Here is a 24350-nt window from a genome sequence, read left to right as displayed (position 1 = left end):
CCTGCTGGCGCCGTACGCCGGATCGGGGTTGGATGCGGGGGTGCGGCGGCGGACGATGCTCGCGGGTGCGCTGGGCCTGACGCTCGGCGGGTGCGCCGCGCCCGAGGCCGACCTGCGGCTGATGGTGCCGAACCCGCCCGGCAGCGGGTACGACATCACCGCCCGGGTGCTGGCCCGCGCGCTGGACGCGTCCCGCATCGCCCGCGGTGTCGAGGTGTTCAACCTGCCGGGCGGGAGCGGGGTCGTCGGGTTGCGGCGGCTCGCGTACGAGCACGGCAACAACCACCTGGTCATGCTGATGGGTCTGGGGCTGGTCGGGGCCGAGCTCGCCGCCGGACCGCCGATGATCCTGGCCGACGCCACACCCGTCGCCCGTCTCGTGCAGGAGCCGGCGATCGTGGTCGTCCGCCGCGACTCGCCGTTCGGGTCGCTGGACGAGCTGATCGAGGGCTGGCGCGCCGACACCGGTCTGCGGGCCGGCGGCGGCTCGGCGGTCGGCGGGCCCGATCACCTGGCCACCATGCTGTTCGCCGAGGCGGTCGGCCTGTCCCCGGCCCGTGTCGCGTACACCCGGCACGACGGCGGTGGCGATCTGCTCGCGGCGATTCTCGGGCGGGAAGTGGATTTTGCGCTGTCCGGGCTCAGCGAGTACGCCGACCAGATCGAGTCGGGTCAGCTGCGAGCGCTCGCCGTGACCAGCGAAGGTCCGGTCCCCCGCGTCGCCGTCCCGACCGTACGCTCGGCCGGGTACGACATCGTCGTCAACAACTGGCGGGGCATGGTCGCGCCACCCGGCCTGTCCGCACCGGACACCGAGGAGCTGCGCACTCTCATCGGCCGGCTCGCCACATCCACGGAGTGGGCCGGTGCGCGTGCCCGCTTCGGCTGGACCGACGCCTACCTGGCCGGTGACGCCTTCGCCACCTTCATGGCCGACGAGAGCCGCCGCGTGGCGGGAGTCCTGGACCGCCTCGGAGTGACAGCCCGCCCGTGAAACGGACGCTGCCCCGGTGGCGGCCGGGGCAGCGCCCTGCTCAGTCGTCCTCGGCGAAGGACAGCCGCTTCGCCTCGGCGGGACGGCCGCGCAGCCGCGCCACGATCCGCGGCAGGTACGGCACCAGCACCGCCACCACGACCAGCGCCAGCAGGCACGCCGTGAGAGGACGGGTGAAGAAGACGGTCAGGTCACCGTTCGAGAGCACCAGCGCGCGGCGGAACTGGAGCTCCATCATCGGCCCGAGGATCAGCCCGAGGATGACCGGTGCGATCGGGAAGTCGAAGTGGCGCATGCCGAAGCCGATCACGCCCACCCCGTACGCGATGAAGACCTGGTTGACGCTGCCGGTCGCCGCGTAGACGCCGAGGGTGGCGAAGACGAGGATCCCCGCGTACAGGATGGGCCTGGGGATCTGGAGGACCTTGACCCAGACGCGGATCAGGGGAAGGTTCAGGGCGAGGAGCAGCACGTTGCCGACGTAGAGCGAGGCGATCAGCGCCCAGACCAGCTCGGGTGAGCGGTCGAAGAGCTGCGGGCCCGGCTGCAGGTTGAAGATCTGGAACGCCGCCAGCATGACCGCCGCGGTCGCCGACGTCGGGATCCCGAGGGTCAGCAGCGGCACCAGCACACCGGAGAACGCCGCGTTGTTCGCGGCTTCCGGCCCGGCAACCCCCTCGATCGCACCCTTGCCGAACTCCGCGCGGTTCTTCGAGCGCCGCTTCTCGTACGTGTACGACAGGAACGTCGGGACGTCGGCACCACCCGACGGCAGCGCGCCGAACGGGAAGCCGACCGCGGTGCCGCGCAGCCACGGCCCCCACGAGCGGCGCCAGTCGTCACGGCTCAGCCAGCCGCGCCCGGACGAGCCCGGTTCCAGCGGCGTCACGTGCTCGGGCAGACTGCGCAACCGGCTCGCGACGTGGAGCGTCTCGCCGATCGCGAAGAGCCCGACGATCACCACCACGATGTCGATGCCCTCCAGCAGCTCCATCGTGCCGAAGGTGAACCGCGCCTGCCCGGTCAGCCCGTCGATCCCCACCAGAGCCAGGAACAGACCGAAGATCAGGGACATCAGCCCGCGTACGAGGGAACGGCCGACAAGCGCAGTGACGGCGACCATCGCCAGCAGTGCCAGTGCGAAGTAGTCGGCCGCGCGGAACGTCGTCGCGAGTCTGGCCACCGGCTGGGCGAAGAGGCTCAGCAGCAGCGTCGAGATCGTGCCGGCGACGAACGAGCCGATCGCCGCCGTCGCCAGGGCCGCCTTGGCCCGGCCCCGCCGCGCCATCTGATAACCCTCGATGGCCGTGGCCACCGACGCCGACTCGCCCGGGGTGTTGAGCAGGATGGACGTGGTCGACCCGCCGTACATGGCGCCGTAGTAGATGCCGGCGAACATGATGAACGTGCCGATCGGGTCGTCCAGGCTGAACGTGACCGGCAGCAGCAGCGCGATGGTGAGCGCGGGGCCGATGCCGGGCAGCACACCGACAAACGTGCCGAGGGTGACGCCGATGGCCGCGTACAGGAGGTATTCGGGGGTGAGGACCGTGCCGAACCCGGAGAGCAGGTCACCGAAGACGTTCACAGCGGGAACACCCCCGCGGGCAGGAAGATGTCGAGGAACCGCGTGAAGCTCAGGTAGACCGCGACCGGCAGCACGATCGCGACGATGCCGTCACGGATCAGGTTGCGGCTGCCGAGGACCCGGGCGGTGACGACGGTGAAGAGCGCGGCGGAGACGACGAACCCGGCGTATTCCAGGGCGATCGCAAAGCCGACGAGAGCCGCCAGGACGCCGGCGGGAGCCCACCAGCCCGGCTTGTGCTCCTCCTCTTCGTTCTCCTCGGTCACGTCCGCGGGGGCTTCCGCCGCGATCTCCGGTGTGAGCTGTTCTTCTTCGACTTGCTGCGGCCTGAGCTGCGTCACCAGGTAGAAGGCCGACACGACGACCCAGGCCGCGGTCACCACGACCGGTGCGAGGCGCGGTCCCTGCAGACCGAAGTCCCCCTCGGCCGTCACCGCCGACCAGAGCAGCAGCAGACCGGCGACGAGCAGGACGGCGGCGAGGATCACGTGGGACCTCGCCGCCCGGACGGGTGCGTCCATCTAGCCCAGCCCGATGTCGGTCAGCACCGTCGTGATGCGCTCGTTCTCGCTCGTGAAGAAGGCCGCCGCCGCGTCCCCGCTCTTGTAGAAGTCCTCCCAGCCCTGTGCCTGCATGGCCGACGTCCAGTCCGGCGACGAGTGCAGCTTGTCGACGAACGCGGTGACCGCGGTCTTGTCCGCGGCGTTGATGCCGGGCGGCGCCACGACACCCCGCCAGTTCATCAGCTCGACGTCGAGCCCCTGCTCCTTGATGGTCGGTGCCGGCTTCCCGCCGCCGACGTCGACGCCGGTGGCCCCGGAGACCGCCAGCGCCCGGACCTTGCCCGCGGAGACCAGGTCCTTGAACTCGCTCTGCCCGGACACCGCCGCCGTGAGATCCCCGGCCAGCAGCGCCGCCTTGGCCTCACCGCCGCCCGAGTACGCGACGTACTTCATCGCCTTCGGGTCGGCACCCGCCGCCTTGGCCAGCAACCCCACCAGGATCTGATCGGTACCCCCGGCGGAGCCACCGCCCCAGTTGATCGACGCCGGGCTGGCCTTCGCATCGTCCATCAGCTGCTTGAGCGTCGTGTACTTCGAGTCGGCCGGGACGACGATGACCTCCTGCTCGGCGGTCAGCGTCGCGATCGGCGTGACCTGGTCGAGCTTGACCGGCGACTTGTTGGCCACGACACCGCCGACCATGACCAGCCCCATGACCATCAGGTGGTGGGCGTCGCCCTGGTTCTTGGAGACCAGCTGCGCCAGGCCGATCGTGCCCGCGGCGCCGGTCACGTTGTAGACCTCGACGGCCTGGTCGGTCAGCTTGCCGTCGGTCATCGTCTTCTGCATGGTCCGGGCGGTCAGGTCCCAGCCACCACCGGGCGCGGCCGGCACCATCAGCTGCACCGTCTTGGTTGGATAGGTGGTCGTGCCGCCGGCGTTCTTGCTGCCGCCGGCGGTGTCCTTCTGACACCCGGCCGTGGTCGCGGCGGCGAGGATCGCCACCGCCGTGGCGGCCAGGATCCGGCCCGACCGTACGGTCGGCGCAGGGCAAACCAGGGTCCTCACGGGCGATCCTCCTCAGCTCCACGCATTACCGCGCCGTTGCGCGTGTGTTGCGCTGATGCTGCGTCTCCCCGCCCGCGCCGTCACCCTTTGGGTCGCGGTGTTCGTTTTGGCCTTTATGGTCCCGTGCGCAGCCCCTCGGCGAGCAGAGCGACCATGCGACGCCCGTAGTCCGGCGCCTCGTCCGGCAGCGGCGCGCACAGCTTGGCCACCGCGTAGAGCAAGTCCTTCGGGCTCACCGCGGCCCGCACCTCACCGGCCGCGGTCGCCGTGTCGAGCAGCCCCCCGAGAGCCGGCCCCAGCTTCTCCAGCAGGTACGCGGAGAGCCCGTCGAACGCCGGATCACCCGAGTGCAGTGCCGTGGCGAACCCCCGTTTGGTCGCCACGAACGTGGCCAGCCGGTCGAGCCACTTCACGAGTGCGACACCCGGCGGATGCGCGGCCGCCAGCACCGGAGCTGCGTCGGCGCAGGCGTCGATCTCGCGCTCGAGGACCGCCTTGATCAGGTGTGCGCGCTGCGGGAAGTGCCTGTACAGCGTGCCGACGCCGACTCCCGCCAGATCGGTGATCTCCTTCGCCGGCGCGTCGACGCCGGACGTGGCGAAGACCGTCTTGGCCGCGTCGAGCAGCGACTCGACGTTGCGGCGCGCGTCGGTGCGCTTCCGGCGCGGTGCATTCGAAACCGCGGTGTCGTCGGACACGTCAGACTCCCTTGCTTATCCGGAAAGCTTTTCCGTATAGTTTCGGAAAGACTTTCCGCTTCGTCGACAGTACCCGCGAGGAGACGCTCATGCACTACCGCACCCTGGGCCGGACCGGCATCAAGGTCAGCCCGTACGCACTAGGTGCCCTGATGTTCGCCACGTCGATCGGCAACCCCGACCCGGAGGACTCGATCCGGGTGATCCACCGGGCGCTGGACGCCGGCCTCAACCTGATCGACACCTCGGACGCCTACGGCGACTCGGAGGAGGTCGTGGGCCGGGCACTGCAGGGACGGCGGGACACCGTCGTGCTCGCCACCAAGTTCGGCCGGCCCACCGGCACCGACCCCAACCAGCAGGGCACCTCGCGGCGCTGGATCATGACCGCCGTCGAGAACTCGCTGCGCCGCCTGCGGACCGACCACATCGACCTCTACCAGATCCACCAGCTCGACCCCGGCACGGACCTCGAGGAAACACTGTCCGCCCTCACCGACCTGATCCGCGCCGGCAAGGTCCGCGCGATCGGCTCGTCGAACACCCCGGCCGTCGACATCGCCGACGCCCAGTGGCTCGCCCGGCAGCACGGGCTGCAGCGCTTCCACACCGAACAGCTGCCGTACTCGATCCTCAACCGCGGCGCGGAGAACGACGTGCTGCCCGCCGCCCAGCGCTACGGCCTCGGCACCCTGATCTGGGGCCCCCTCGGCCAGGGAATGCTCACCGGCCGCGTCCGCCGGGGACAGCAGAACGACCTCAGCCGCGCCCGCTACTTCCAGCACCTCAACGACGAACGCCGCATCGACGTCGTCGAACAACTCGTGCCGCTGGCCGAGGAGGCCGGCCTGCCGCTGACCCACCTCGCCATGGCCTTCACCACCGCACACCCCGGCGTGACCAGCACCCTGCTCGGCGCCCGCACCCTGGACCAGCTCGACAACCTCCTCGAGGGCATCGACGTCACCCTCACCGACGACATCCTCGACCGCATCGACAAGATCGTCCCGCCCGGCACCGACGTCACCCGCCTCGACCAGGCGTACGTTCCGCCGGCCGTCCTGCAGCCCGCCCTGCGCCGCCGGAGCGTTTAACGATCGTTGTACAGTGCGCTTCATGGCCGACCTGAACGAGCTCTGGACCGCGGTGACCGACGAACTGACCGACCGGGTGCCGGTGCGGGAACGGGCCTACCTGCGCCTGACCCGCCTCCACGCCATCGTCGAGGACACCGCCCTGCTGTCGGTCCCGGACGCCTTCACCCGCGACGTCATCGAATCACGGCTACGCCCGGAAATCGTCGACGCCCTCGCGAACCACCTCGACCGCCGAATCCAGATCGCCGTGACGGTGCAGTCCTCCGCCCAACCCGCCACACCGGAACCCGAGCCGATGGTGACCCGCGGCGTCCGCCTGCCGGTCACCCTCGACGCCCGCCTGCGCGAGGCCGCCGACCAGGCGGGCGTGCCGTTCTCCCAGCTCATCCGCGAATGGATCGAACTCGGCCTCACCGAGATGAACGACGAGCGTCAGATCTCCCTGGCCACCCTCCGCCGAGCCATCGCCCACGCCGCCCAGACAACCTGACCAGGCAGCTCAACGACGTCCGCCGGCCCGTCCCCATTCCTGCTCGAACCGCTGCCGGTCGATCACCGTCAGGAGAAACTCGCCCGGCTGCCGGCGGATCTCCTCCAGATCGATGGGCACCTCGCTGAGCCCTCCCACATCGGTGCCCCCGAGCCCATCAGCCCACTCCAGGCGTCCGTCCCGGAAGATCTGCACGCGCCTGACCTCGTCGCCGTCCCCATCCACTTCCGACAGCAGCTCGACCGGCTCGTCCACGTAGTCATGCACCCAGCTCACGTGGATGTACTGCATCAGCTTCACTCCTACTCCGGTCAGCTGAACCAGGGCAGCAGCCCGGCATCGCGGACCAGAAGAATGTGAGGGTCGGTCGCGCTGACGTAGTTCGCGTCGAACGGCCACCGGTCCTCCTCACGAGCCTCCTTCCGCAGCAAGCCACGAAAGGAGACCATCAGCGAACTGCCGGCGAGATACGTCAAGCCACCGTCGCCCATGGCGTCGACGAAGAAGACCGCGTCCCGGTCGATGTGACTGCGCGAGGCGTCCAGCACGTAGGTGTTGCCGTTCCCGTCGCCGGCCACGGGCACCCAGCCGAGCTCGGCCCACCCAGGATGCCCGTCCAGAACCACCAGGGCGTCGATCCACTCCTTGCCGACACCCACGCCGTAGATCCCACCCGGCCCGCTCATCGAGCCGTTGCACAGACGCAGCCACTCCAGATAGGCGGGCGGCAACGCCATCGGATACCGGGCCTGAACGGCTGCGACCTGCTCCTCCGTCGCGCCGGGTGACGGGGTGTCACCCGGCGCGTGCGGAACGAGGCGCAGCAATTCGAGGATCTCCTGGCCGGTCGGTTCAGGCAACGCGGGTTTCGTCGCCGAGCCGGAGACCCGCGGTGAGAGCGAGCCAGCGGAGGGCCTCGAACGGGATCGGGTCGTCGTCGTGCTCCAGGGCGACCACGAGTCGACTGCCCGCCTCGTCGACGGAGATCTCGCCGAGACGCCAGAGGTCGTTGTCGGCCGAGAACCAGTGCAGCCAGCCGGAGGCCGTCCAGCCCGAGTCGCGTTCGAAGGCGAGCTTGTCAGGCGCGGCTCGCCACTGCACGAGCCACGCCTCCGCTTCCTCCATCGTGCGTTCCGGCTTGAAGGCGTCGAAGAGCCAGTCGGGGGCGGCCAGGAGCGCCGTTTCCGGGTCATCGTCACGATGGTCCCGGAGCCCGGTGAGGAGGTCCGCAAGTTCGCGGACCCGTTCCTCCGAGCCGGCCAACTCAACTCTGGTACGCATACCCGCTCCTAACCGACCTTGCCGCTGTTCGGCACGATGTAGTCAAGCATCAACCTGGTGTTGAACGGTTTCAGCCCGTACTGATCCGTGGCCGGATGGTCGACGGAGATCGGCCTGGTCGGGAACTGCTTCGACATCGACTCGGGCACCATGTCCGCCCGCAGGTAGTCCAGGAACTCGCGCTTGACCTTGAAGCTCTTGATCACCGAGTCCGAGAAGCCCTGCTCGAGGCGCTTCGCGAGGAACTCCTCGGCCCGCGCCCGGTTGTCGAAGCCGACGAACAGCGTCTTGCTGGCGCCCCGGATCAGCACCGAGCCGTCCTCGTGCACCCGGATCCGCTCGTTGGCAGCGCCCTCGACCCGGTAGACGGTGGCATCACAGTTGTGGACCAGGAGCGACGAACCGCCCGTGACCACGTAGTACGTGTGGACGTCACTGACCGTGAGGTTGTGAACGGCCGCCTGCGTGGTGGTCCACCGGTCGATCGCGGTGATCTGCACGAAGGTGCCGGCGCTGGTCCGCAGCCACTGCCCGGCCTGAAGTTCCGTCGCGTCGATCCAGTCGGCCAGCTCGGGCACCCAGAAGGGGTGGCCGTCGGTGGCCGTCACCTGGGCTTCGGCCTCACCCTTGTCCCCGTCGGTGTCGACGGTGACCTTCACGAGGTTCTTGAGACCCTCACCCTCGATCTCGGCGGTGACGGTCGAGTCCCGGCTCTCACCGGTCTTGGGGTCGGTCGTCTTGACCTCGTCACCGGTCTTGACGTCCTCGATGGGCTTGGCCGAGCCGTCCGCCATGAGCACCTTGGTGCCCGGAAGGAAGCTGTTGCAGCTACCGCCGTCGCCGTCACCACCACCGTCGCTGTCCCGGGACTTGCCGGCGCCGCCCCCGCCGCTGGTTCCGCCGCTGCTGCGCGACGAACTGCCGGACGATCCACCGGGTTTGGATCCACCCTTGCCGGCGCCGCTGGAGGCTCCCGCCGGGTTGGCCTTGGCCTGCGCCTCCTTGTGCACCGGGTTGCCGGTCTTCTTGGACGCGTTGGCGGCGGCGTTGCTGGTTGTCGCCGCCTTGTCGGCGGCCTTCTTCTGTGCGGCTTGCGCAGCCTTCTTGGCCCGCTCGATCGCCGCCTTCTTGGCCTGGAGCGCCATCCGCTCCGCCGCCCGGGCCGCGGCCAGGACGGCTTCGGCGGCCTTCTTGGCTGTTCGCCAGGCCTGGATCGCCGCGATGGTGCGGTCGATGGCTTTGGCGATCTTGCCGATCTTCAGGACCTTGGTCCAGGGGATGGCGCCGATGATCAGGCTGCCGCAGGCCCACAGGTCTCCGCCGAAGCAGTTCATGGCATCGGTGAGTCCGATGAACTCACTGAGGATGCCCCAGGCCGCGGACAGGATGATCGAGCTGAGCGAGCGGTTCGCGTTGGCCTGCGCCTCCGCCACCTGAGCGGGGCTGAGGCCGACACCGGCGAGTGCGGCAGCCATCTCGGCACCGGTCAGCGTGACCGACGCGACCGACAGACCGGTCGGGTCGGCGTGCGTCACCGGGTTGTTGTGCGCGTAGGCGTACCCGTTGGACTGCAGTGGATCGGCCAGGTCGAGGACCGGGTCGGCGGACAGGAAGCGCCCGACCACCGGGTCGTACAACCGGGCCCCGAGGGGCACGTAGCCGGAGGCGTCGTCACGGGTGGTGCCGAGGAAGCCGTCGTTGCTGGCGATGTGCATGCCGAGCGGAACGGTTCCCCGCTGGTTGCCGAACGGATCCTGCTTACGGATCCGCACCTGCATGGTGCCGCTGAGATTGACCTCGGCGTACGGCGTGCCCTGGTGATCACCGACAACGGCGGTCAGTCCGGGAGCGCCGGCGCCGTAGGCGTTGCGGACGACCGCTCCACCCGGGGTCGAATAGGTGCGCTGGGTGTTCACCGCGATACCGCCGCGCTGGACGGTCAGCTCGGCCTCGCCCAGGTACAGCGTTGCCTGCTTGCCCTGCATGGTCAGCAGCCGGCCGCCGTCAGGACCGTAGATGTGGCGCGTCTCGTTCTGAGCCAGCCACTGCTGCGCGGTCGAGGTGCCGGCACAGGCCGCGAGCACGATCGGCGTCGCGTCCGTCGTGATGCCGTCCTTCACGGCGAAGCAGAGTCCGGATGCCACGTGCTTGAGCTGGTTGGTCGCGGACAGCCGGTTCACCTGCTGAGCGGCCGTGCCGTCGCACTTCTGCAACTGTGCTGCTGATCCCGCCGTGCCGGCCGCGGGCTGCAGACACCAGCCGTCGTGGATGGACAGCGTTCCCAGGGTGGAATCGCTCTGACCGGGCGTCGCGGTGAATCGCCACTTCTGGGCGAGACCACCGTTGCACGTGTAGAGCTGGATCGGCTGAGCGGCCACGGGAAGACTCGACTTGAGGTCGATGCACTTGTCGGCCAGGCCGACGTACGCGGTCTTACCGTTCTCGCCCTGACCCGCGATGCGTTCGATCTTGCCGTCGTAGGTCCAGGCCAGGTCCTGCTTGTCGCCGTTCTGGAGCGACGTGACCGACTTGGTCTCACCGGTGAGCTCGTAGAGACGCTCGGCCTCGGCGGTGATCGCCGCACCGGCCGGGGTGACGTACTTCTTGGTGGCCTTGGTGAGGGTGCCGGGCTGGCTGCCGTCGGCCTTGCCGTAGGTGTAGTCGGTGGTGGCGTCCTTGGCCGACGCGCCGGTGATGTCCTTCTGGACCAGCTTCTTGCGGTTGCCGAGCAGGTCGTACTCGAACTCCTGCCAGTAGCCCGTGTTGTCCTTGCCGGCCGCGACGTTGACGGTGCCGTCGGCGCCGACCGGTCCGGCGCTGCAGGAGTCCTGGTCCTTGGCGGTCCAGGCCTTCTTCAGCTGGCCGAGCGGATCGTGCACGAAGCACTGCCGCTCCTCGATACCGACGGAGTGCTCCCGGACCGCCGTGACGTTGCCCGCGTCGTCGTAGGCGTAGGACCGCTGCGAGACGAGGTTTCCGCCGACGATGCTCTTGTCGTCGGACTTCTCCCGGTAGACCTGCTGCCCGGTGAGGGCGCCGCTGGCGTCGTCGTAGTTCGCCATCGCCCACACCCGGTAGGGCTGTGCGCCGAGGGTCGAGCGCAGGACCTGCCCGTACGGCGAGTAGACCGTCTCCGAGCCGTACCAGTCCCGGCCGGAGACCGACAGGGGCAGACCGTCCTTGGTGTAGCGGATGAGCAGCTTCTCCTCGGCCAAGCTGCCGACCGACGGCAGTGTCGCCGACTCCACCAGACCGGTCTCGGTGTAGCCGTAGCTGTAGGAGTACGAGGGCTTCAGACCCCAGGTGCTCGCGACGGTCGCCGGCAGCGACAACGTGGTCGAGGTCGGCTGGTAGTCATCGGTGTAACCGCCGATGGTCTGGGTGTAGGGCTGGCCGTCGGTGTACCGCGTGGACGACGCGGGCAGGCCCTTGCCACCGGCGGCGGTGTCGTAACCGAACGATGCCAGCAGCGTGCCGGTGCTGTTGTTGAGGCGCTGCTCCTTGGGCCGCGACAACTCGTCGTAGCTGTTCCAGACCGTGGCGCCGCGGGCGTTGGTGGCGGTCAGCGGCCGGTCGTAGTCGTCGTAGCTGGTGCTGGTGACGCCGCTGTCGGGGTCGGAGGCCGCGATCATCCGGCCGCGCCGGTCGTACGTCCACGACCAGGTGATCTTCGCGTTCTCCGAGTTGGTGGCCTTCTCCAGCTGACCGCGTGCGTCGTACTGGTAGGACATCGACGTGAAGGTGCTGCGACCGGCATCCCGGAAGGTGTCGACCCGGGTCGTGCGGCCCAAGGCGTCGGAGTAGGTCCGGTACGAGCCTGCGCCGGTCGGGTTGATCACCGTCGAGTAGTCGGCGCCGTACTCGTACCTGGTGGCCCGGTTCGGCATCTCGTCGCCGCGGAGAATGGGCAGTTCCTGAACGACACGGCCGAGTCCGTCGTACCGGTAGCGCGTGGTGTTCGGGACGGCGGCGTCCGGCTTGAACAGCTGACCGTCCGGGGTACCCGCGGTGTAGTACGCGTTGTTGGTCTCGTAGACCTCACCGGAGCTGTTGTACAGCGTGTCGGTGATCAGGCGGCCGCCACCGGTGGCTTCCTCCTGGCTCTGCCGCGCCCGGCCCAGACCGTCGTAGATGGTGACGGAGGTCTGGATCCTGCCTTCGTGTCCCCGTGTCTTGGTGGTGACGTACGGAGGTTTCCGCTGGCTGCTCGCCGGGTCGGGCGTGGTGTAGATCGCTTCGAAGTCCGGCACGGTGTTCGTCGCACGGCCCGGTCCCCAGGCCTTGCGCATGCGGCCCAGCGGGTCGAACTGCGCCTGACTGAAGTGCCCGTTGACGTCGGTCGTGCTGATCCCGACGGCTCGGCCCGGCTCGATCTCCCGGACCTGCTCGTGCTGGAGGGGATTCTTCTCCCGCACCCGGAAAGCCTGACCGGTCGCGGGCTCGTAGGTGATCGTGGAGGTGCGGTTGTCCCGGTCCGCCTTGGACGTGACCCGGCCGATCGCGTCGAAGCCGGTGGTGCCCTCGAGCTGGAATCCGGTGCCGTCAGCCTTCAGCGAGAAGGTCTGGGTGGCGAGACCGCGCGTCGTGGCGGGAAGCGCGGCACCGTACGCCAGTCCGTCGTAGGCGGTACGGCTGGCGGACGTGAGCGTGGTCAGGTTGTCGAAGTCGGCGGCGGCACAGGTCGTCGGGCTCGTCCGGAGCTGCCGGGTCAGGCCGATGATGTTCTTCGTGGTGTGGTGGACGTAGTCCACCGTCCCGCAGGACTCGTCGCCGGTTTTGGCGGTGTCGCCGAGGGATTCGATCTGGGTGGGGAGGCCGTAGGTGGGGTCGTACGTGGTGCGGGTTTCGACCTTGCGTTCGGTGCGTTTGTCGTCGCCCGTGCCGGAGGACTTGGTGACGGTGAGCTGGCGGGGTTCGAGGACGCGGTACGCGATCAGGGGGCTGATGTCGTCCGCGTCGCGGTTGCGGCGGGCGAGTTCGACGGCCTGGGGGTACGTGATGCTGCGGGTGAGCCAGTCCGTGTCGGCGTCGCCGGCGGCGGAGTAGGTGAGTTCTTCGGCGATGCGGCCGGCGAAGGGTTCGCGGTCCTTGGCGATCTCGGTGCCGGTGATGTCGTCGACGCCGACGGTGTCGCCCATGCCGCGGAAGTAGCGGGTCACCGACTTGGTGCGCTTGCTGCCGAAGTCGGGGTTCTCCTCGCCTGTCAGCACCGTGAGCTGCTGGAAGCCGGCGAACTGGGAGTACGTGCGGGTGGACTTCTTGGTGAACTCGGACTCGGCGAGTTTCCAGCCGGCGTTCTTGTACGCGTAGGTCGTGGTCGTGCCGAACGCGCCGTCGACGGCGGGGAGTTCCTCGACGGTTTCCACGACGTACTTGTGGAACCAGTCGATCTCTTCCGCGGCCGGGTCGGGGTGCCAGAACGCGGGGTAGCACAGGCGGGTGTTGGACTTCAGCTCACCCGTGGCGGTCTTGCCGGGCAGGCCGAGGCCGGTCTCGCAGTCACCGGTCGGCTTCTTGTAGCTGACGACCGTCTCGCCGCCGTACTCGTTGATGACACGGCCGATGCGCAGGCGGGAGAAGCCGGGGCGGGGGTCGTTCGTGCCGCGCATGACGCGGTTCGGCATGTTCTCGACGTTGGACTCGAAGCGCACCGGGTTGAGGGTGACCTTCTCGTCGGTCGTGCCGTTGCGGGCGTAGCCGGTACGGGTGATCGACTCGAGCCAGAGGGCCGTGTTGGGGCCGGTCTTCAGGATCGGGAACGACTGCTTGAGCTGGTAGTCGTCGACGACCTGGCGGGCGGTGGTGTCGGTACGCCGCTGCGCCGACGTGGTGATCTTGTCGAGGCGCTTGCGGGAGAAGAACGTCGGTGCGGCGTTCCAGCAGAGGACCTTCGGGGTGGGTGCGGCGCAGCGGAGGTTCGCCGGGGTGTCGTACCAGATGCGGTAGTCGCCCGGGTTCTTGCTGGTGAAGTTGGTTTCGCTGCAGGTCAGGGAGCCCTTGTCGTAGCAGCGTTCCTCGACCGAGAAGTTGACCCGGGCCGGGGCGACGGCGGAGAAGATGCTGTCCTTGCGCTGCCCGTAGTCGATCCGGCTCAGGTAACCGCCGCGGTCGTACTTGACGGGGGCCTTGAAGTCGAAGTTCTTGGCGTAGTAGTTCTGCTCCTTGGCCCACCACAGGCTCATGGCGTTGCCGTGCACGTCCTCGACATAGTCGAGCGACCAGCGCCAGGCTTCCGTACAGGAGGATTTTTTGTAGTCGTCGGTGCTGGAGCCCTTGTAGCAGGGCTCGCCCGAGTGGTTGCTGTAGACCGGGACGGTCAGGACCGAGTTGGTGACCGGGTCGGTGCTGGTCCAGCCCGGGAGCTTGTTCAGGCCGAAGTGGTACTTCGTGCCGTCGCGGGTCGTGACGACCCAGTACTCGCCGTCCTTGTCACCGTTGGCCTTGCTGGTGTCGAACTCCTGGTCGATGACCGAGCCGTCACCGTTGGCGGTGAACCACTTGTTCTTGGAGGCGTCCCAGACGAGCTCGGTGTTCATACCGCCGAGCGACAGGGTGGCGTTCTTGGAGCCCCAGCAGAGGTCGGCCGTCTTGAGCTGCGTGTTGTTGGCGCCGGGCCGCTTGGAGTCCTGCTTGCAGTTGGCGTAGGTGCGGGTGATCGAGCCGGCGCTGTAGTCCCAGCCGTCACCGATCCAGGAGGCCTGGTTGTTGGTCGCCGAGGTGCGGCCGTCGACCGACTGCGACGAGTAGCCGAGGTTGACCTTCGGGATCAGACCGCCGGCGGTCTCGGGGACCTGCACCTGGTACGAGTAGGTGAACGCACCGGACGACGAGCCCGCGGCCCACGAACCCGAGGACAGCAGCGGCGTCGCGGTGAAGTCACCGGCAGCCGAGGCGCCGGTGTCCATCGCGCCGACCACACCCGAGCCGGACGCGGCGGCGGCGCGTGCCATCCCGCCCACCCCGCCGGTGGCGGAGTCGTCGAGCAGCTTGTCGAGCGGGACGGTCGCGCTGATGATGTGGCGCTTGCCGGCCGAGGCCGTGGCACCGGAGAACGAGCGGGCGGCGGCCGAGGACGCCGGGACGACCTGGACCTCGCTGGGCACGGCGGTCGCGGTCGCGGGGTCGGTCTCCTCGCCGGGCTCGCCGGTCGATTCGCACTCGCCCGTGCCGGGCGCGTCGTAGGCACAGTCGGGCAGGACCACGATGCCGAAGCGGTCGGCCGCCTGCGGGCCGTAGAGGTCGGCGAAGGTCGTGTAGTCGACGCTGAGCGCCACCTCGGCGTCCGCGGCGGCGGACGCGGGCGGGACGATCTTCATGATCAGGCCGGCGACGTCGGAGGCCTGCGACGCCTCGGGCGCGGCGAGGTCGACGGTCCAGTTGCCGGCGAGGTCGGCCGGGTCGGCGCCCTCGGGCACACCGAGCGCGATCGGCAGGTCGTCGACCGGGAGGCTCGCGCCGGGCTCGAGGCCGGTCAGATCGACAACACCGCTGTCCTCCTGCCACGGCGCGACGGCGGTCGGCTGGTACGGCTCGACCGGCACCTCGTCAGCGGTGGTGAGGTCGGCTTCCGCCGCCTCGTCCTGGTCGACGGGTGTGTTCGCGGCGAGCTTCGGCAGCGTGACCGCGGCGCCCTCGCGGGACATCCCGTCGCCGGGGACACCGAGCGCCCGGGCGGGCAGGCTCGTCGCCACCAGCGTGGCCGACAGGCTCAGGACGAGCGCCGTACGGACACGCCACCACAGTGGACCAGTTCCACGCATAACGAGTCGACTCCCACTCAGGGCCGGACGGAGGATGCGGCGACTGTGCGGGACGGAACGCGGGAACTCAACGTTACGGACCGTGACTAAACTCGATTTAGAGTGATCTAGGTCACTCGATGATCGTGAATATAGCTCACCATTGATCGGCTTTGGTGCCCAACCCGCAAAACGGTAGATCCATCGCGTTTCGTCAAACGAAGACCTCTCAAAACACCTATCCGCCGCATTCCCGGCTGGTTGCACTGCGCTATGTATCGAATCGATAACAAGCACGGGGTAGCGGAGCCGACCCGGTGCCGTGCGACGGTGTGCGCGCTTTCCGCCCCTGCCTCCGGGAGTCGACCGCCGTGACCGTGCCTCGTTTTCTCAGATACTTCGTGCGTACGCGCACCAGGCTGATCTGCACCGCCGGCCTGGTGATCGCCGCACTGGTGGCCGCCTCCGTGCCGTGGTGGCCCTCCACAAGCGACAGTCCGGCCGCGACCGCCGGTGCACCCGCGCCCGCACCCGGTGCGGTGCAGTTCCGGGACCGCGAGGCCGCCCTCACCGAGGCCCGGCAGTCGAAGAAGGAAGTCCTCGTCGACAGCGCCACCACCGGCAACTCCCAGACCTGGGCGCTGCCGGACGGGCAGTTGCGCACCCGGACGCACGCGGTGACGCAGCAGACGCAGGACTCCCAGGGCGCCTGGAAGCCCGTCGACATGAACCTCGCCAGTGCCAAGGACGCCACCCCGGGCGGGCTCAGCGTGCGGCCGGGCAACCCGCCCACCCCCGTACGCTTCGCCGGCGCGAGCACACCGAAGGCCGGCGAGGCGGACACCGTGCTGGCCGAGCTGGAGATCGGGGGCCGGACCATCGCCTACACCTGGCCCGGTGCACTGCCGGCGCCGGTGCTGGACGGCTCTCGCGCCCTCTACCCCGAGGTGCTGCCCGGCGTGGACCTGCTCCTGGTCGCCCGGCAGGAAGGCGGCTTCGGCCAGCTGCTCATCGTCAAGACCCGCGAGGCGGCCAAGAACAAGGAACTCGCCTCGCTGAGCTACGGCCTGCGGTCGGACAGCGCGGTGTTCCGCCGCAACGCCACCACGGGCGGCGTGCGGATCCTCGACGCGAAGACCAAGACCGAGGTCGGCTCCATCCCCACCCCGATGGCGTGGGACTCCTCCGGCAAGGACCCCGAGTCCCCCGAGGCCCCGCGTCTCTCGGTCGCCACCGACGCGGACGTCCTGAAGCTCTCCGGGCTCGGCGGCTTCGAGCCGGGCTCGCGCGAGGCGCCCATGCCCACGCGTCTCGACGGTGACGGCACCGGCTCCGCCCGCCTGCACCTCGACGTCGCCTCCACCGGGCTCCTGAGCGACGCCCGGGTGCGCTTCCCGGTCTTCCTCGACCCGCCCATCAACAGCGGCGAGCAGGCCTGGCTGTTCGTGCACAAGAAGAACCCGAACAGCAACTTCCTGAACGGCACCAGCTACAACGGCGGCACCACCGACGCCCGCGTGGGTTACGAGAGCGAGAACGGCGGCACGGCCCGGTCGTTCTGGCGGATGGGCTTCAAGAACATCAAGGGCGCGAAGGTCAGCTCCGCCTCCTTCAAGGTCCTCAACAACCACTCGTGGTCGTGCACCAGCCGCGAGTTCCAGCTGTACTTCACCGGGGCCATCTCCTCGGGCACCACCTGGAACAAGCAGCCTTCGTGGACGGCCCTGCAGCAGAAGAAGTCCTTCGCGTACGGGTACGGCAGCAACTGCTCCGACGAGTACGTCGCGTTCAACGTCCAGAACGCGGCTCAGCGGGCCGCCGATGCCGGTGCGACCAACGTGACACTCGGCATGCGTGCCACCAGCGAGGACGACACCCAGACGTGGCGCAAGTTCGCGGCGACCACGGCAACGCTGGAGGCCGTGTACAACACCCCGCCGAAGGAGCCCACCAACGGTGTCTCCTCCCCCGGCGGCGCCTGTGTGCCCGGTCCCACCGGTCAGCTCGGTGTGACGGTCGGCAAGACCAACATCGTGCTGTCGGCCAAGGCGGTCGACCCGGACAGCAACCTCAGCAAGTTGCGGTTCCAGTTCTGGAAGGCCGGCACGAGCCTGCCGGCGGGCACGGCGGTCACCCCGGACAGCACCGGCAAGGCCAGCCTGACCATCGCTTCCAGCACCCTGGTCGACAAGACCACGTACGCCTGGGCGGTTCGCGCCGAGGACTCGTCCGGCGAGGAGTCGTCGTACTTCCCGCCGGGTGACTACGCCTGCCTGCTCACGATCGACGCCACCAAGCCACCGGCACCGGACGTCGAGAGCGATGTCTGGCTGGAGGCCACACCGGACGGCGCAACCTGGTCGACGGTGAAGTTCGGCGCGACCGGCCCGATCACCTTCAAGTCGGACGGCGCCAAGAAGTTCGAGTACTCGTTCGAGTACGTGCTGCCGACCACGGTCACGACGACCACCGGGACGTACACCGTGCCGGCCCTGGCGCCACGTCACTCCGGCCCGACCACCCTGGTCGTGTACGCGTACGACGCGGCCGGCAACCGCAGTGATGCCACCCTCTACCAGTTCTACGTGCCGCCCCGCGACGTCGCCGACGGACCGGGTGACGTCGGTGGTGACGGCCGCGCCGACCTGCTCGTCATCGACGCGTCCGGACGGCTTCTCACCCTGCCCGGTGACACCGACGGCGAGCTCTACGGCAGCCTCTCCGCGTCCTACTCCACCGGCGGCAAGCTCAACCCGGCCGGTCACTGGCTCGACGCGGCCACCGGCAAGGCGGCGCTGATCGCGAAGTTCGGCGACGTCTACCCGGGTGACGGCACGACCGACCTGTTCGCGCGGACCCCGGACGGCGGGTTCTGGCTCTACCCCGGCGACGGGTACGGCAGCTTCAACATCGACGACCGGCTGAAGGTGCTCCTGCCGTCGAACACACCGGCGCCGTCGACGTGGACCCAGATCAAGGCCGTCGGTGACATCACCGGTGACAAGCTCCCCGACCTGGCTCTGCGCGCCGGAACGGCCTTCTGGGTGCTGTCGGGGTACACCGGCGGCAGCTTCCAGACGGCGACGCTGATGGAGGGCACCGCCTGGGGCCGCGGCGAGATCGTCAACATCGCCGACATCGACCTCGACGGCACACCCGACCTGACCTGGCGGCACCTCGACACCGGGGTCATGTCGCTGCGCCACGGCAAGCCCGGCACGGTCGCGGGCAGCGTCAACCTCGACTCGCTCAAGACCGCCGCGGCTTCCCGCTCCGGTGACGTCCAGTACGGGACGGGATGGTCGGCGTCGGGCATCTACGCGGTCATCGGCGTACCGGACGTGAACGGTGACCGGGTCCCCGACATGTGGGCGGTCACGGGCAGCGACGGAACCACCCGGGTCTACCACGCGACCACCACCTGGGGCGGGTCGCAGAAGACCGTGCTCTCCGTCGACTGGCGCACCATCAAGGCCTTCGGCTAGTACCACCAGGACCGGCGCGGAAAGAGGGAGGGCCCGATCGGGCCCTCCCTCTTCTACTGTCGGGGCATGAACGGCTCTGATTGGTTTCTGCTCGGCGCGCCCTGGGACTGCTCGGGCACGGGCCGCGGCGAGGCGCGAGCACCGGCGGCGCTGCGGGACGCCGGCCTGGCCGACCTTGTCGATCTCGACCTGGGTGATGCCGCAACGGTCATCACGAGCACCGACCGGGACAGGACCACCGGCGTACGCGCGCTGCCCGAGACGGTTGCCGCTGCACACGCGCTCTCGGCCGCCCTGTGGACCGGCGTCCGCGACCATCCCGGCCGGCGCCCCTTGGTCCTCGGAGGCGACTGCAGCCTGCTTCTTGGTGTCTTCGCCGGAGCCCGTGCGGCGGTCGGCGAGCTGGGGCTGTGGCTGCTCGACGGCCATCCGGACTACCTGGACGCACCCTCGTCGGACACGGGCGAGACCGCCGACCTCGAGCTGGCGATCCTCCTCGGTGACGGACCGCCGGAGCTGACCCGGGCGACTCCGATGCTGGCGGCCCGCAACGCTGCCCTGCTCGGGCATCGAACCACCAGCCTCGACCCCGCATCGGCAGCCGAGGTGGCCCGTCTGCCGGACGACCTGTTCACGATCGACTCCCCCGCGCTGCTCGCCGACCCCCGCGGCGCCGGAGAGCGAGCGGCGGCCTGGGCGGCCGTGCCGATGTGGCTGCATCTCGACGTCGACGTCCTCGACCCGTCGGTGCTCCCCGCGGTGACCTACCCGCAGGGCGGCGGGCCGGACCTCGACCAGCTCGCCGCCGTCCTCGCGCCCCTGCTGGCGTCACCGCGACTGATCGGGGTCAGCGTCGCGGACTTCCGCCCGGACCTGGACCCCGATCATCGGTACGCAAAACGCCTGGTCTCCCTGCTCTCGGGTCAGCCGAAGATCGAGGTGACCCACTCCGGGTGATCGACGAACGGGTTCCGGTTGTGCTGGTAGGTGCTGTAGATGAGCTCGTTGCGGCGCTTCTCGAAGGCGTCCGGCGGGTCCTGGAGATTCCAGGCCTTCAGCGCGGAGAGACGTCCCAGCCGCGGCGCGGTGCCACTGCCGGTGGTGTCGTCGACCTCGAGGTCCGGGTAGGAGTCGCCGCCCTCGTACCGGACGGCCATGTAGAAGATCATGCGGGCCACGTCACCCTTGACCGCCGCGCGAGGCTCCCAGGAGTCGGCGTCGGTTTTGTTGCCGGGGGCGCCGGAGACGGTGCTGCCGCCGTTGTCGAAGTCCTTGTTGTCGCGGGTGGCGTTGACCTGGACGTCCTCCGGGCGCAGGTGGTGCAGGTCGGTGCCGGGACCGACACTCGTGCCGAAGTCGCCGTGGGACTTCGCCCAGACGTGCTCGCGGTTCCAGTCGCCGCTGTCGCCGCCGTTGAGCGTCTTCGACCGGCTGAGGCCGGAGTAGAGCAGGATCACGTTCGACGAGTTCGCCGGGTCCTGGTCGGTGGCCTTGAGCGCGTTCCACACAGCGTCGTAGGACAGCTTGGTCACTCCGCTGGAGATGATGCCGTGCAGCGCGTTCTTCAGGTTCTCGCCGGACTTCCCGGCCGCGGCCGCGTAGTAGGCGCTGGTGGACCCCGTCGGTGTCGGCGTCGGAGTCGTCGGTGTCGGTGTGGCACCGCCGAGCGTCATCGCCGACGGCGATTTGAGGCCCGGGTGCGTGAAGTACGCCTCCAGCGAGCCGGTCACGGTCAGCACCGAGCCGATCAGACCGGGGTTGGTCTGCAGCCCGAAGGCCGACCGGTAACTTGTGGTGATCTGCACGTAGAGCATGGCCCCGGTGCCGGTCTCGGTGCGGCTGTCGGCGATCGCCAGCGCGGTGTCACCGGTGAAGTTGCTCCGGAGCACCGTGCTGGTGCCGGTGGGCTGGCCCACGATGTAACCGCGGACCGTTCCGGTGCCGCTCTGGTTGCTGATCGCCTGGGCGACGGTCAGCGTGGCGGCGGCCGCCGGGCGCATGCCGGCCGGGGCGCGGAACATCGTGACGGTCAGTGCGAACAGGGCGAGGATCGCGGGCATCAGGAGCGCCACGGCGCGCCTGCGTGCTGTCAGTCCGGACATGTACCTGAGTATGGGGAACCGGCGGGCCGGAAACCCCATATCAGCTTTGTCATACGTGCCGGTCAGCCCGCGGAGAGCACCTCGCGCAGCTTCACCGCGAACTCCTCGGGCTTGCCCGCGTAGCCGAACTCGCCGCCGAGGAAACCGCCGTGGTGGCTCGGGAAGACCGTGACCTCCTGGCCCAGCAGCGCCGCCGTGCCGAGCGCCGTCCGCGCGGTGTACGTGCCCGCCGACTCCTCGCCGACGGCAATCACGATCCGGGTCGGCGCGGCCTCGAGCGCACCAGCGTCGGGCCGGTAGTCGATGACGGCCCACGAATCCTTCGACAGCAGCGGGTCGTTGCGGCTGCCGTCGTCGGTGTCCGGCATGCCGAACATCGCCGGATCGGCGGCGGGCTGCTCGAAATAGGCGTCGGTGAACTCGCCCTGCCACGACGTCATGACCATGAACGCCGCCATGCCGGCTCCCATCCCCTTCGCCTGGTAGGCCTCGTGGAACCGCGCCCGCGCCCGGTCGGCGGCCTCGGCGTCGGGGAGCACAGCGTTGATCGGCGGCTCGTGCGCCACCAGCGTGACGACGTCGCCGGGATGCGTCGCGACCAGTTCCAGCCCGGTGACCGCGCCGCCGCTGCTCCCGAACACCTCGACCGGCCCGGCGCCGAGCTCCTCGATCAGCAGGTGCAGGTCGGCCGCCTGCCGCTGCGGAGTGTTGTCGGAACGGCCGTCCGACCGCTTGCTGCGGCCCAGCCCGCGCGGGTCGTAGGTGACGACCGTCCGGTCCTCGAAGTGCCCGGCCAGCGCCCCGAACCCCTCCGCCGTCATCGGCTGCCCGATCATCAGCAACACCGGCCGCCCGTCTGCCGGCGGCAGCGGTCCGCGCACGTCATAAACCAGATCAGCCCCGGGTACGGACAGAGTGAAGGTCTGCGTCATGCCCGTGAGCCTACGACCGGCCAGGCCCCGGAACCCGGCAATGGGCCCCGGGGCACGCTGGTGTCAGCTCGCGTAGGTCTCGAACTCGGCGACCTTGGGCGTACCGGTGGAGCTGGTGATGTTGAAGGTGATCTTGGTGAGGGAGGTCGGGATGAAGGTGATGGCTCCCGCCCCGCTGCCGGATTTGAGGACCGCACCGGTGGCGTGGTTGAGGACCTGCCAGGAGCCGATGCTGCCGGCCGAGCCGGAGGCCTCACGGATGATGATCCGGGAGACCGTGGTGGCCGAGCCCCACTTGATCGAGATGGAGCCCGTTGCGCCGGCCGGGGACCAGAACGTCGTCAGGTCGCCGTCGCGGACGTTGCCGTAACCGGTGCCGGCGGCCTTGCTGGAGCCGTCGGAGCCCGCACCGATGCTGAGGTTGGTGCCGCTGGGCTGCGAAGGCGTCGGCGTCGGGGTGGTCGGCGTGGGAGTTGTCGGCGTGGGCGACTGCGGCGTGCAGTTGCCGTTGGAGACCTGCAGGCCGGTGTTCGCGCCCGCCGTCTGCCGCACGATCTCAGGGACGCAGGACGCGCCGTCGAGGCTGTACGCGTACGGGATGCTGACCGTGGTGTTGGATTGCGGGTTCGGGCCGGCCGGCCGGTTGTCGGTGCCGGGCGCGGACCACGTGACGTTGTCGAAGATGTTGCCGCTGACCTGCCAGAACCCGGCCTCGTCGGTGTAGAACGTGCCGAGGACGTCCTTGGAGTTCTTGAAGTAGTTGTTCTCGACCTTGGCCCGCGCGCCGGCCCGGGAGTTGATGCCGGACTCGTTGAGGCTCACGTACGAGTTGTTGTAGATGTGCGCGATTCCCCCGCGCAGCAGCGGCGTCCGCGAGTCGAGGTTCTCGTACGCGTTGTGGTGGAACGTGATGAACCCGTTCGAGAGGTCGCTCTCGCTGGACCCGATCAGCCCGCCACGGCCGGAGTTGCGCAGGATGCTGTACGACAGCGTCACGTACTGGGTGTTGTCCTTCATGTCGAAGAGGCCGTCGAAGCCTTCCGACTCACCGCCCGACGCCTCCAGGGTGACGTGATCGACCCAGACGTTGCGGACGGTGCTCTCCATGCCGATGGCGTCGCCGCCGTTGGACGTGGGTGAGCCGGACTTCTTGACGTTCCGGACCGTCACGTTCTGGACGATGATGTTGCTGGAGTCGCGGATGTGGATGCCCAGCTGGTCGAAGACGGCTCCGCTGCCCACGCCGATGATCGTGACGTTGCTGATCTGCTTGAGCTCGATCACGCCGGCGGCGGTGTTACAGCTGCTGCCGGACACCTTGGCGGTGTTGCCGTGGTTGATCGTCCCCTGCACCTCGATGATGATCGGGGTGCTGCTGGTGGCCCGTGTGCACAGTGCGGTGTGGATCGCGGTACCCGTGGTCGCGCGCACGGTGGCGCCGCCCGCCCCGCCGGTGGTCCCGCCGTTCTGGGTGGCATATCCGGTCACGCCGCCGACCGCTGCCGATGCCTGGGACATCGGCAGGGCCAGACCGATCGCGGCCCCGACAGCCAGCGTGGCCAGCCCGGCCTGCAGTCGCCCGTGTGGTCGTCTCATCCTGGTCTCACCTTCGTTCTCGAGGTGTGACGTGGTGCTTCACGCGCGTGGTCTCGGCCGATGTCACGGAGTTCGCCTCGTCCAGGTGGGATCCGCGTGCGTCAGGAAAGCGCTTACCTGCGGGGCAGAGCATAAGGAGATGTTCATCGATGTGACAAGAGGTCAGCCCGGATTACGCACGGAGCGCAGCAGAAAACCGGGGAGCCGCAACTGCTCACCGTCCGCCACCGCGGAGATCTCGATCTTCTCGATCGCCGTGCCGGTCCACACCGGCTCGGCGAAGGACGCCCGCAGGAACTCCTCGGTCACACCCCAGACCTGGCCCGGCTCCAGCGACACGGCCAGGACAAAAACGGTCGCACCCGGCGCGGCCAGGTCCGGCAGCTGAGCCAGGTAGTCGTCCACCTCCGAGCCGCCGTGCCTGTTCAGGCTGTGCAGCAGCCCGGAGTCGAACACGGAGTCGAACGGCGCCGACGGCAGGTCGAGCGCGGTGGCGTCCTGCACGCCGAAGTGCACCGTCACACCGGCCGCGGCCGCACGGGACCGCGCCTCGTCGATCGCGACGCCGGAGATGTCGACCGCGGTGACCTCGTAACCGCGGCGGGCCAGGTCGATCGCCAGCGTGCCGGTGCCACAGCCGATGTCGAGCACCTTGGGGCCGCGTACCCGGTCGTCGAGAACGGCCGCGATCGCGGGCTGCGGAACCCCGATGTCCCAGGGTGGCGGGCCTGCCCGATAGATCGCGTCGTAGTCGCTCACCCGAGCAGTACACCAGGA

At 69.2% G+C, this 24350-nt stretch carries 16 protein-coding genes and 1 pseudogene; 5 read left to right on the top strand and 12 right to left on the bottom strand.

The genetic code is table 11. From position 1 onward, the window contains the following. Positions 1-40 precede the first annotated feature (40 nt). Positions 41-994: a Bug family tripartite tricarboxylate transporter substrate binding protein gene (locus AFR_RS15955; RefSeq protein WP_084298049.1), complete on the top strand. Its 954-nt coding sequence runs from the start codon at positions 41-43 to the stop codon at positions 992-994. A gap of 40 nt (positions 995-1034) precedes the next feature. Here AFR_RS15955 and AFR_RS15950 read toward each other — a convergent pair whose 3' ends face one another. The 4 genes from AFR_RS15950 to AFR_RS15935 form a co-directional block, all read right to left on the bottom strand. Continuing rightward, positions 1035-2582, bottom strand: coding sequence for a tripartite tricarboxylate transporter permease (locus tag AFR_RS15950; RefSeq protein WP_023361514.1), 1548 nt, complete (start codon positions 2580-2582; stop codon positions 1035-1037). Beyond that, positions 2579-3103 (bottom strand): tripartite tricarboxylate transporter TctB family protein, encoded by a 525-nt coding sequence (locus tag AFR_RS43655; RefSeq protein ID WP_052359400.1) that lies wholly within the window; start codon positions 3101-3103, stop codon positions 2579-2581. The genes AFR_RS15950 and AFR_RS43655 overlap by 4 nt, the downstream gene beginning before the upstream one ends. After that, the gene (locus AFR_RS15940; RefSeq protein WP_023361512.1) at positions 3104-4153 is read right to left on the bottom strand and encodes a tripartite tricarboxylate transporter substrate binding protein; all 1050 of its coding nucleotides are present in this window, start codon (positions 4151-4153) and stop codon (positions 3104-3106) included. A 113-nt stretch (positions 4154-4266) separates the two neighbouring features. Beyond that, positions 4267-4851 carry a TetR/AcrR family transcriptional regulator gene (locus AFR_RS15935; protein ID WP_023361511.1) on the bottom strand — a complete coding sequence of 195 codons (585 nt, stop codon included), beginning with the start codon at positions 4849-4851 and terminating at the stop codon, positions 4267-4269. Between the two features lie 89 nt (positions 4852-4940). Between AFR_RS15935 and AFR_RS15930 the strand changes: the two genes are divergently transcribed. Together AFR_RS15930 and AFR_RS46095 are read left to right on the top strand one after the other, a co-directional pair. Next, positions 4941-5945 carry an aldo/keto reductase gene (locus tag AFR_RS15930; RefSeq protein WP_023361510.1) on the top strand — a complete coding sequence of 335 codons (1005 nt, stop codon included), beginning with the start codon at positions 4941-4943 and terminating at the stop codon, positions 5943-5945. 22 nt (positions 5946-5967) lie between these two features. Continuing rightward, positions 5968-6207, top strand: a pseudogene (locus tag AFR_RS46095) (chromosomal replication initiator protein DnaA); the annotation flags it as partial. A 240-nt stretch (positions 6208-6447) separates the two neighbouring features. Here the strand turns inward: AFR_RS46095 and AFR_RS15920 are convergent. Genes AFR_RS15920 through AFR_RS15905 form a run of 4 tightly spaced genes read right to left on the bottom strand, consistent with a single transcriptional unit; the run spans position 6448 to position 15479 of the window. After that, positions 6448-6729 carry a DUF6881 domain-containing protein gene (locus AFR_RS15920; protein ID WP_023361508.1) on the bottom strand — a complete coding sequence of 94 codons (282 nt, stop codon included), beginning with the start codon at positions 6727-6729 and terminating at the stop codon, positions 6448-6450. 20 nt (positions 6730-6749) lie between these two features. Continuing rightward, a complete protein-coding gene (locus tag AFR_RS46780) occupies positions 6750-7298 on the bottom strand; it encodes an SMI1/KNR4 family protein (RefSeq protein ID WP_023361507.1) in 549 nt (182 codons plus the stop codon). Next, positions 7291-7719, bottom strand: a complete 429-nt coding sequence (locus AFR_RS46775; protein ID WP_023361506.1) for a hypothetical protein — start codon at positions 7717-7719, stop codon at positions 7291-7293. Before AFR_RS46775 ends, AFR_RS46780 begins: the two co-directional genes overlap by 8 nt. Positions 7720-7727: 8 nt before the next feature. Then, entirely contained in the window at positions 7728-15479 is a 7752-nt protein-coding gene (locus AFR_RS15905; RefSeq protein ID WP_023361505.1) for a ricin-type beta-trefoil lectin domain protein, read from the bottom strand. Between the two features lie 350 nt (positions 15480-15829). On the opposite strand from AFR_RS15905, the gene AFR_RS15900 reads away from it, so the two are divergent. Further along, entirely contained in the window at positions 15830-18943 is a 3114-nt protein-coding gene (locus tag AFR_RS15900) for a DNRLRE domain-containing protein (RefSeq protein WP_041842264.1), read from the top strand. A 66-nt stretch (positions 18944-19009) separates the two neighbouring features. Then, positions 19010-19900: an arginase family protein gene (locus AFR_RS15895; RefSeq protein ID WP_023361503.1), complete on the top strand. Its 891-nt coding sequence runs from the start codon at positions 19010-19012 to the stop codon at positions 19898-19900. On the opposite strand, the gene AFR_RS15890 is transcribed toward AFR_RS15895, so the two are convergent. The 4 genes from AFR_RS15890 to AFR_RS15875 all read right to left on the bottom strand — a co-directional run bounded on the left by AFR_RS15890 (position 19867) and on the right by AFR_RS15875 (position 24332). Further along, complete coding sequence (locus AFR_RS15890) at positions 19867-21045, bottom strand: endonuclease (RefSeq protein ID WP_052359721.1); 1179 nt, start codon at positions 21043-21045, stop codon at positions 19867-19869. The genes AFR_RS15895 and AFR_RS15890 overlap by 34 nt on opposite strands. Positions 21046-21107: 62 nt before the next feature. Then, positions 21108-21977 carry an alpha/beta fold hydrolase gene (locus tag AFR_RS15885; protein WP_023361501.1) on the bottom strand — a complete coding sequence of 290 codons (870 nt, stop codon included), beginning with the start codon at positions 21975-21977 and terminating at the stop codon, positions 21108-21110. A 63-nt stretch (positions 21978-22040) separates the two neighbouring features. Beyond that, on the bottom strand, positions 22041-23573 hold the full coding sequence (locus tag AFR_RS15880; RefSeq protein WP_023361500.1) for a pectate lyase family protein: 1533 nt from the start codon (positions 23571-23573) through the stop codon (positions 22041-22043). A gap of 162 nt (positions 23574-23735) precedes the next feature. Then, on the bottom strand, positions 23736-24332 hold the full coding sequence (locus AFR_RS15875; RefSeq protein WP_023361499.1) for a class I SAM-dependent methyltransferase: 597 nt from the start codon (positions 24330-24332) through the stop codon (positions 23736-23738). Positions 24333-24350 lie beyond the last annotated feature (18 nt).

This window comes from Amorphoplanes friuliensis DSM 7358 (assembly GCF_000494755.1).
Taxonomy (GTDB): Bacteria; Actinomycetota; Actinomycetes; order Mycobacteriales; family Micromonosporaceae; genus Actinoplanes; species Actinoplanes friuliensis.
The sequence above is the reverse complement of the archived record's forward strand: the minus strand, read 5'-3'. Positions and strand labels throughout refer to the sequence as shown.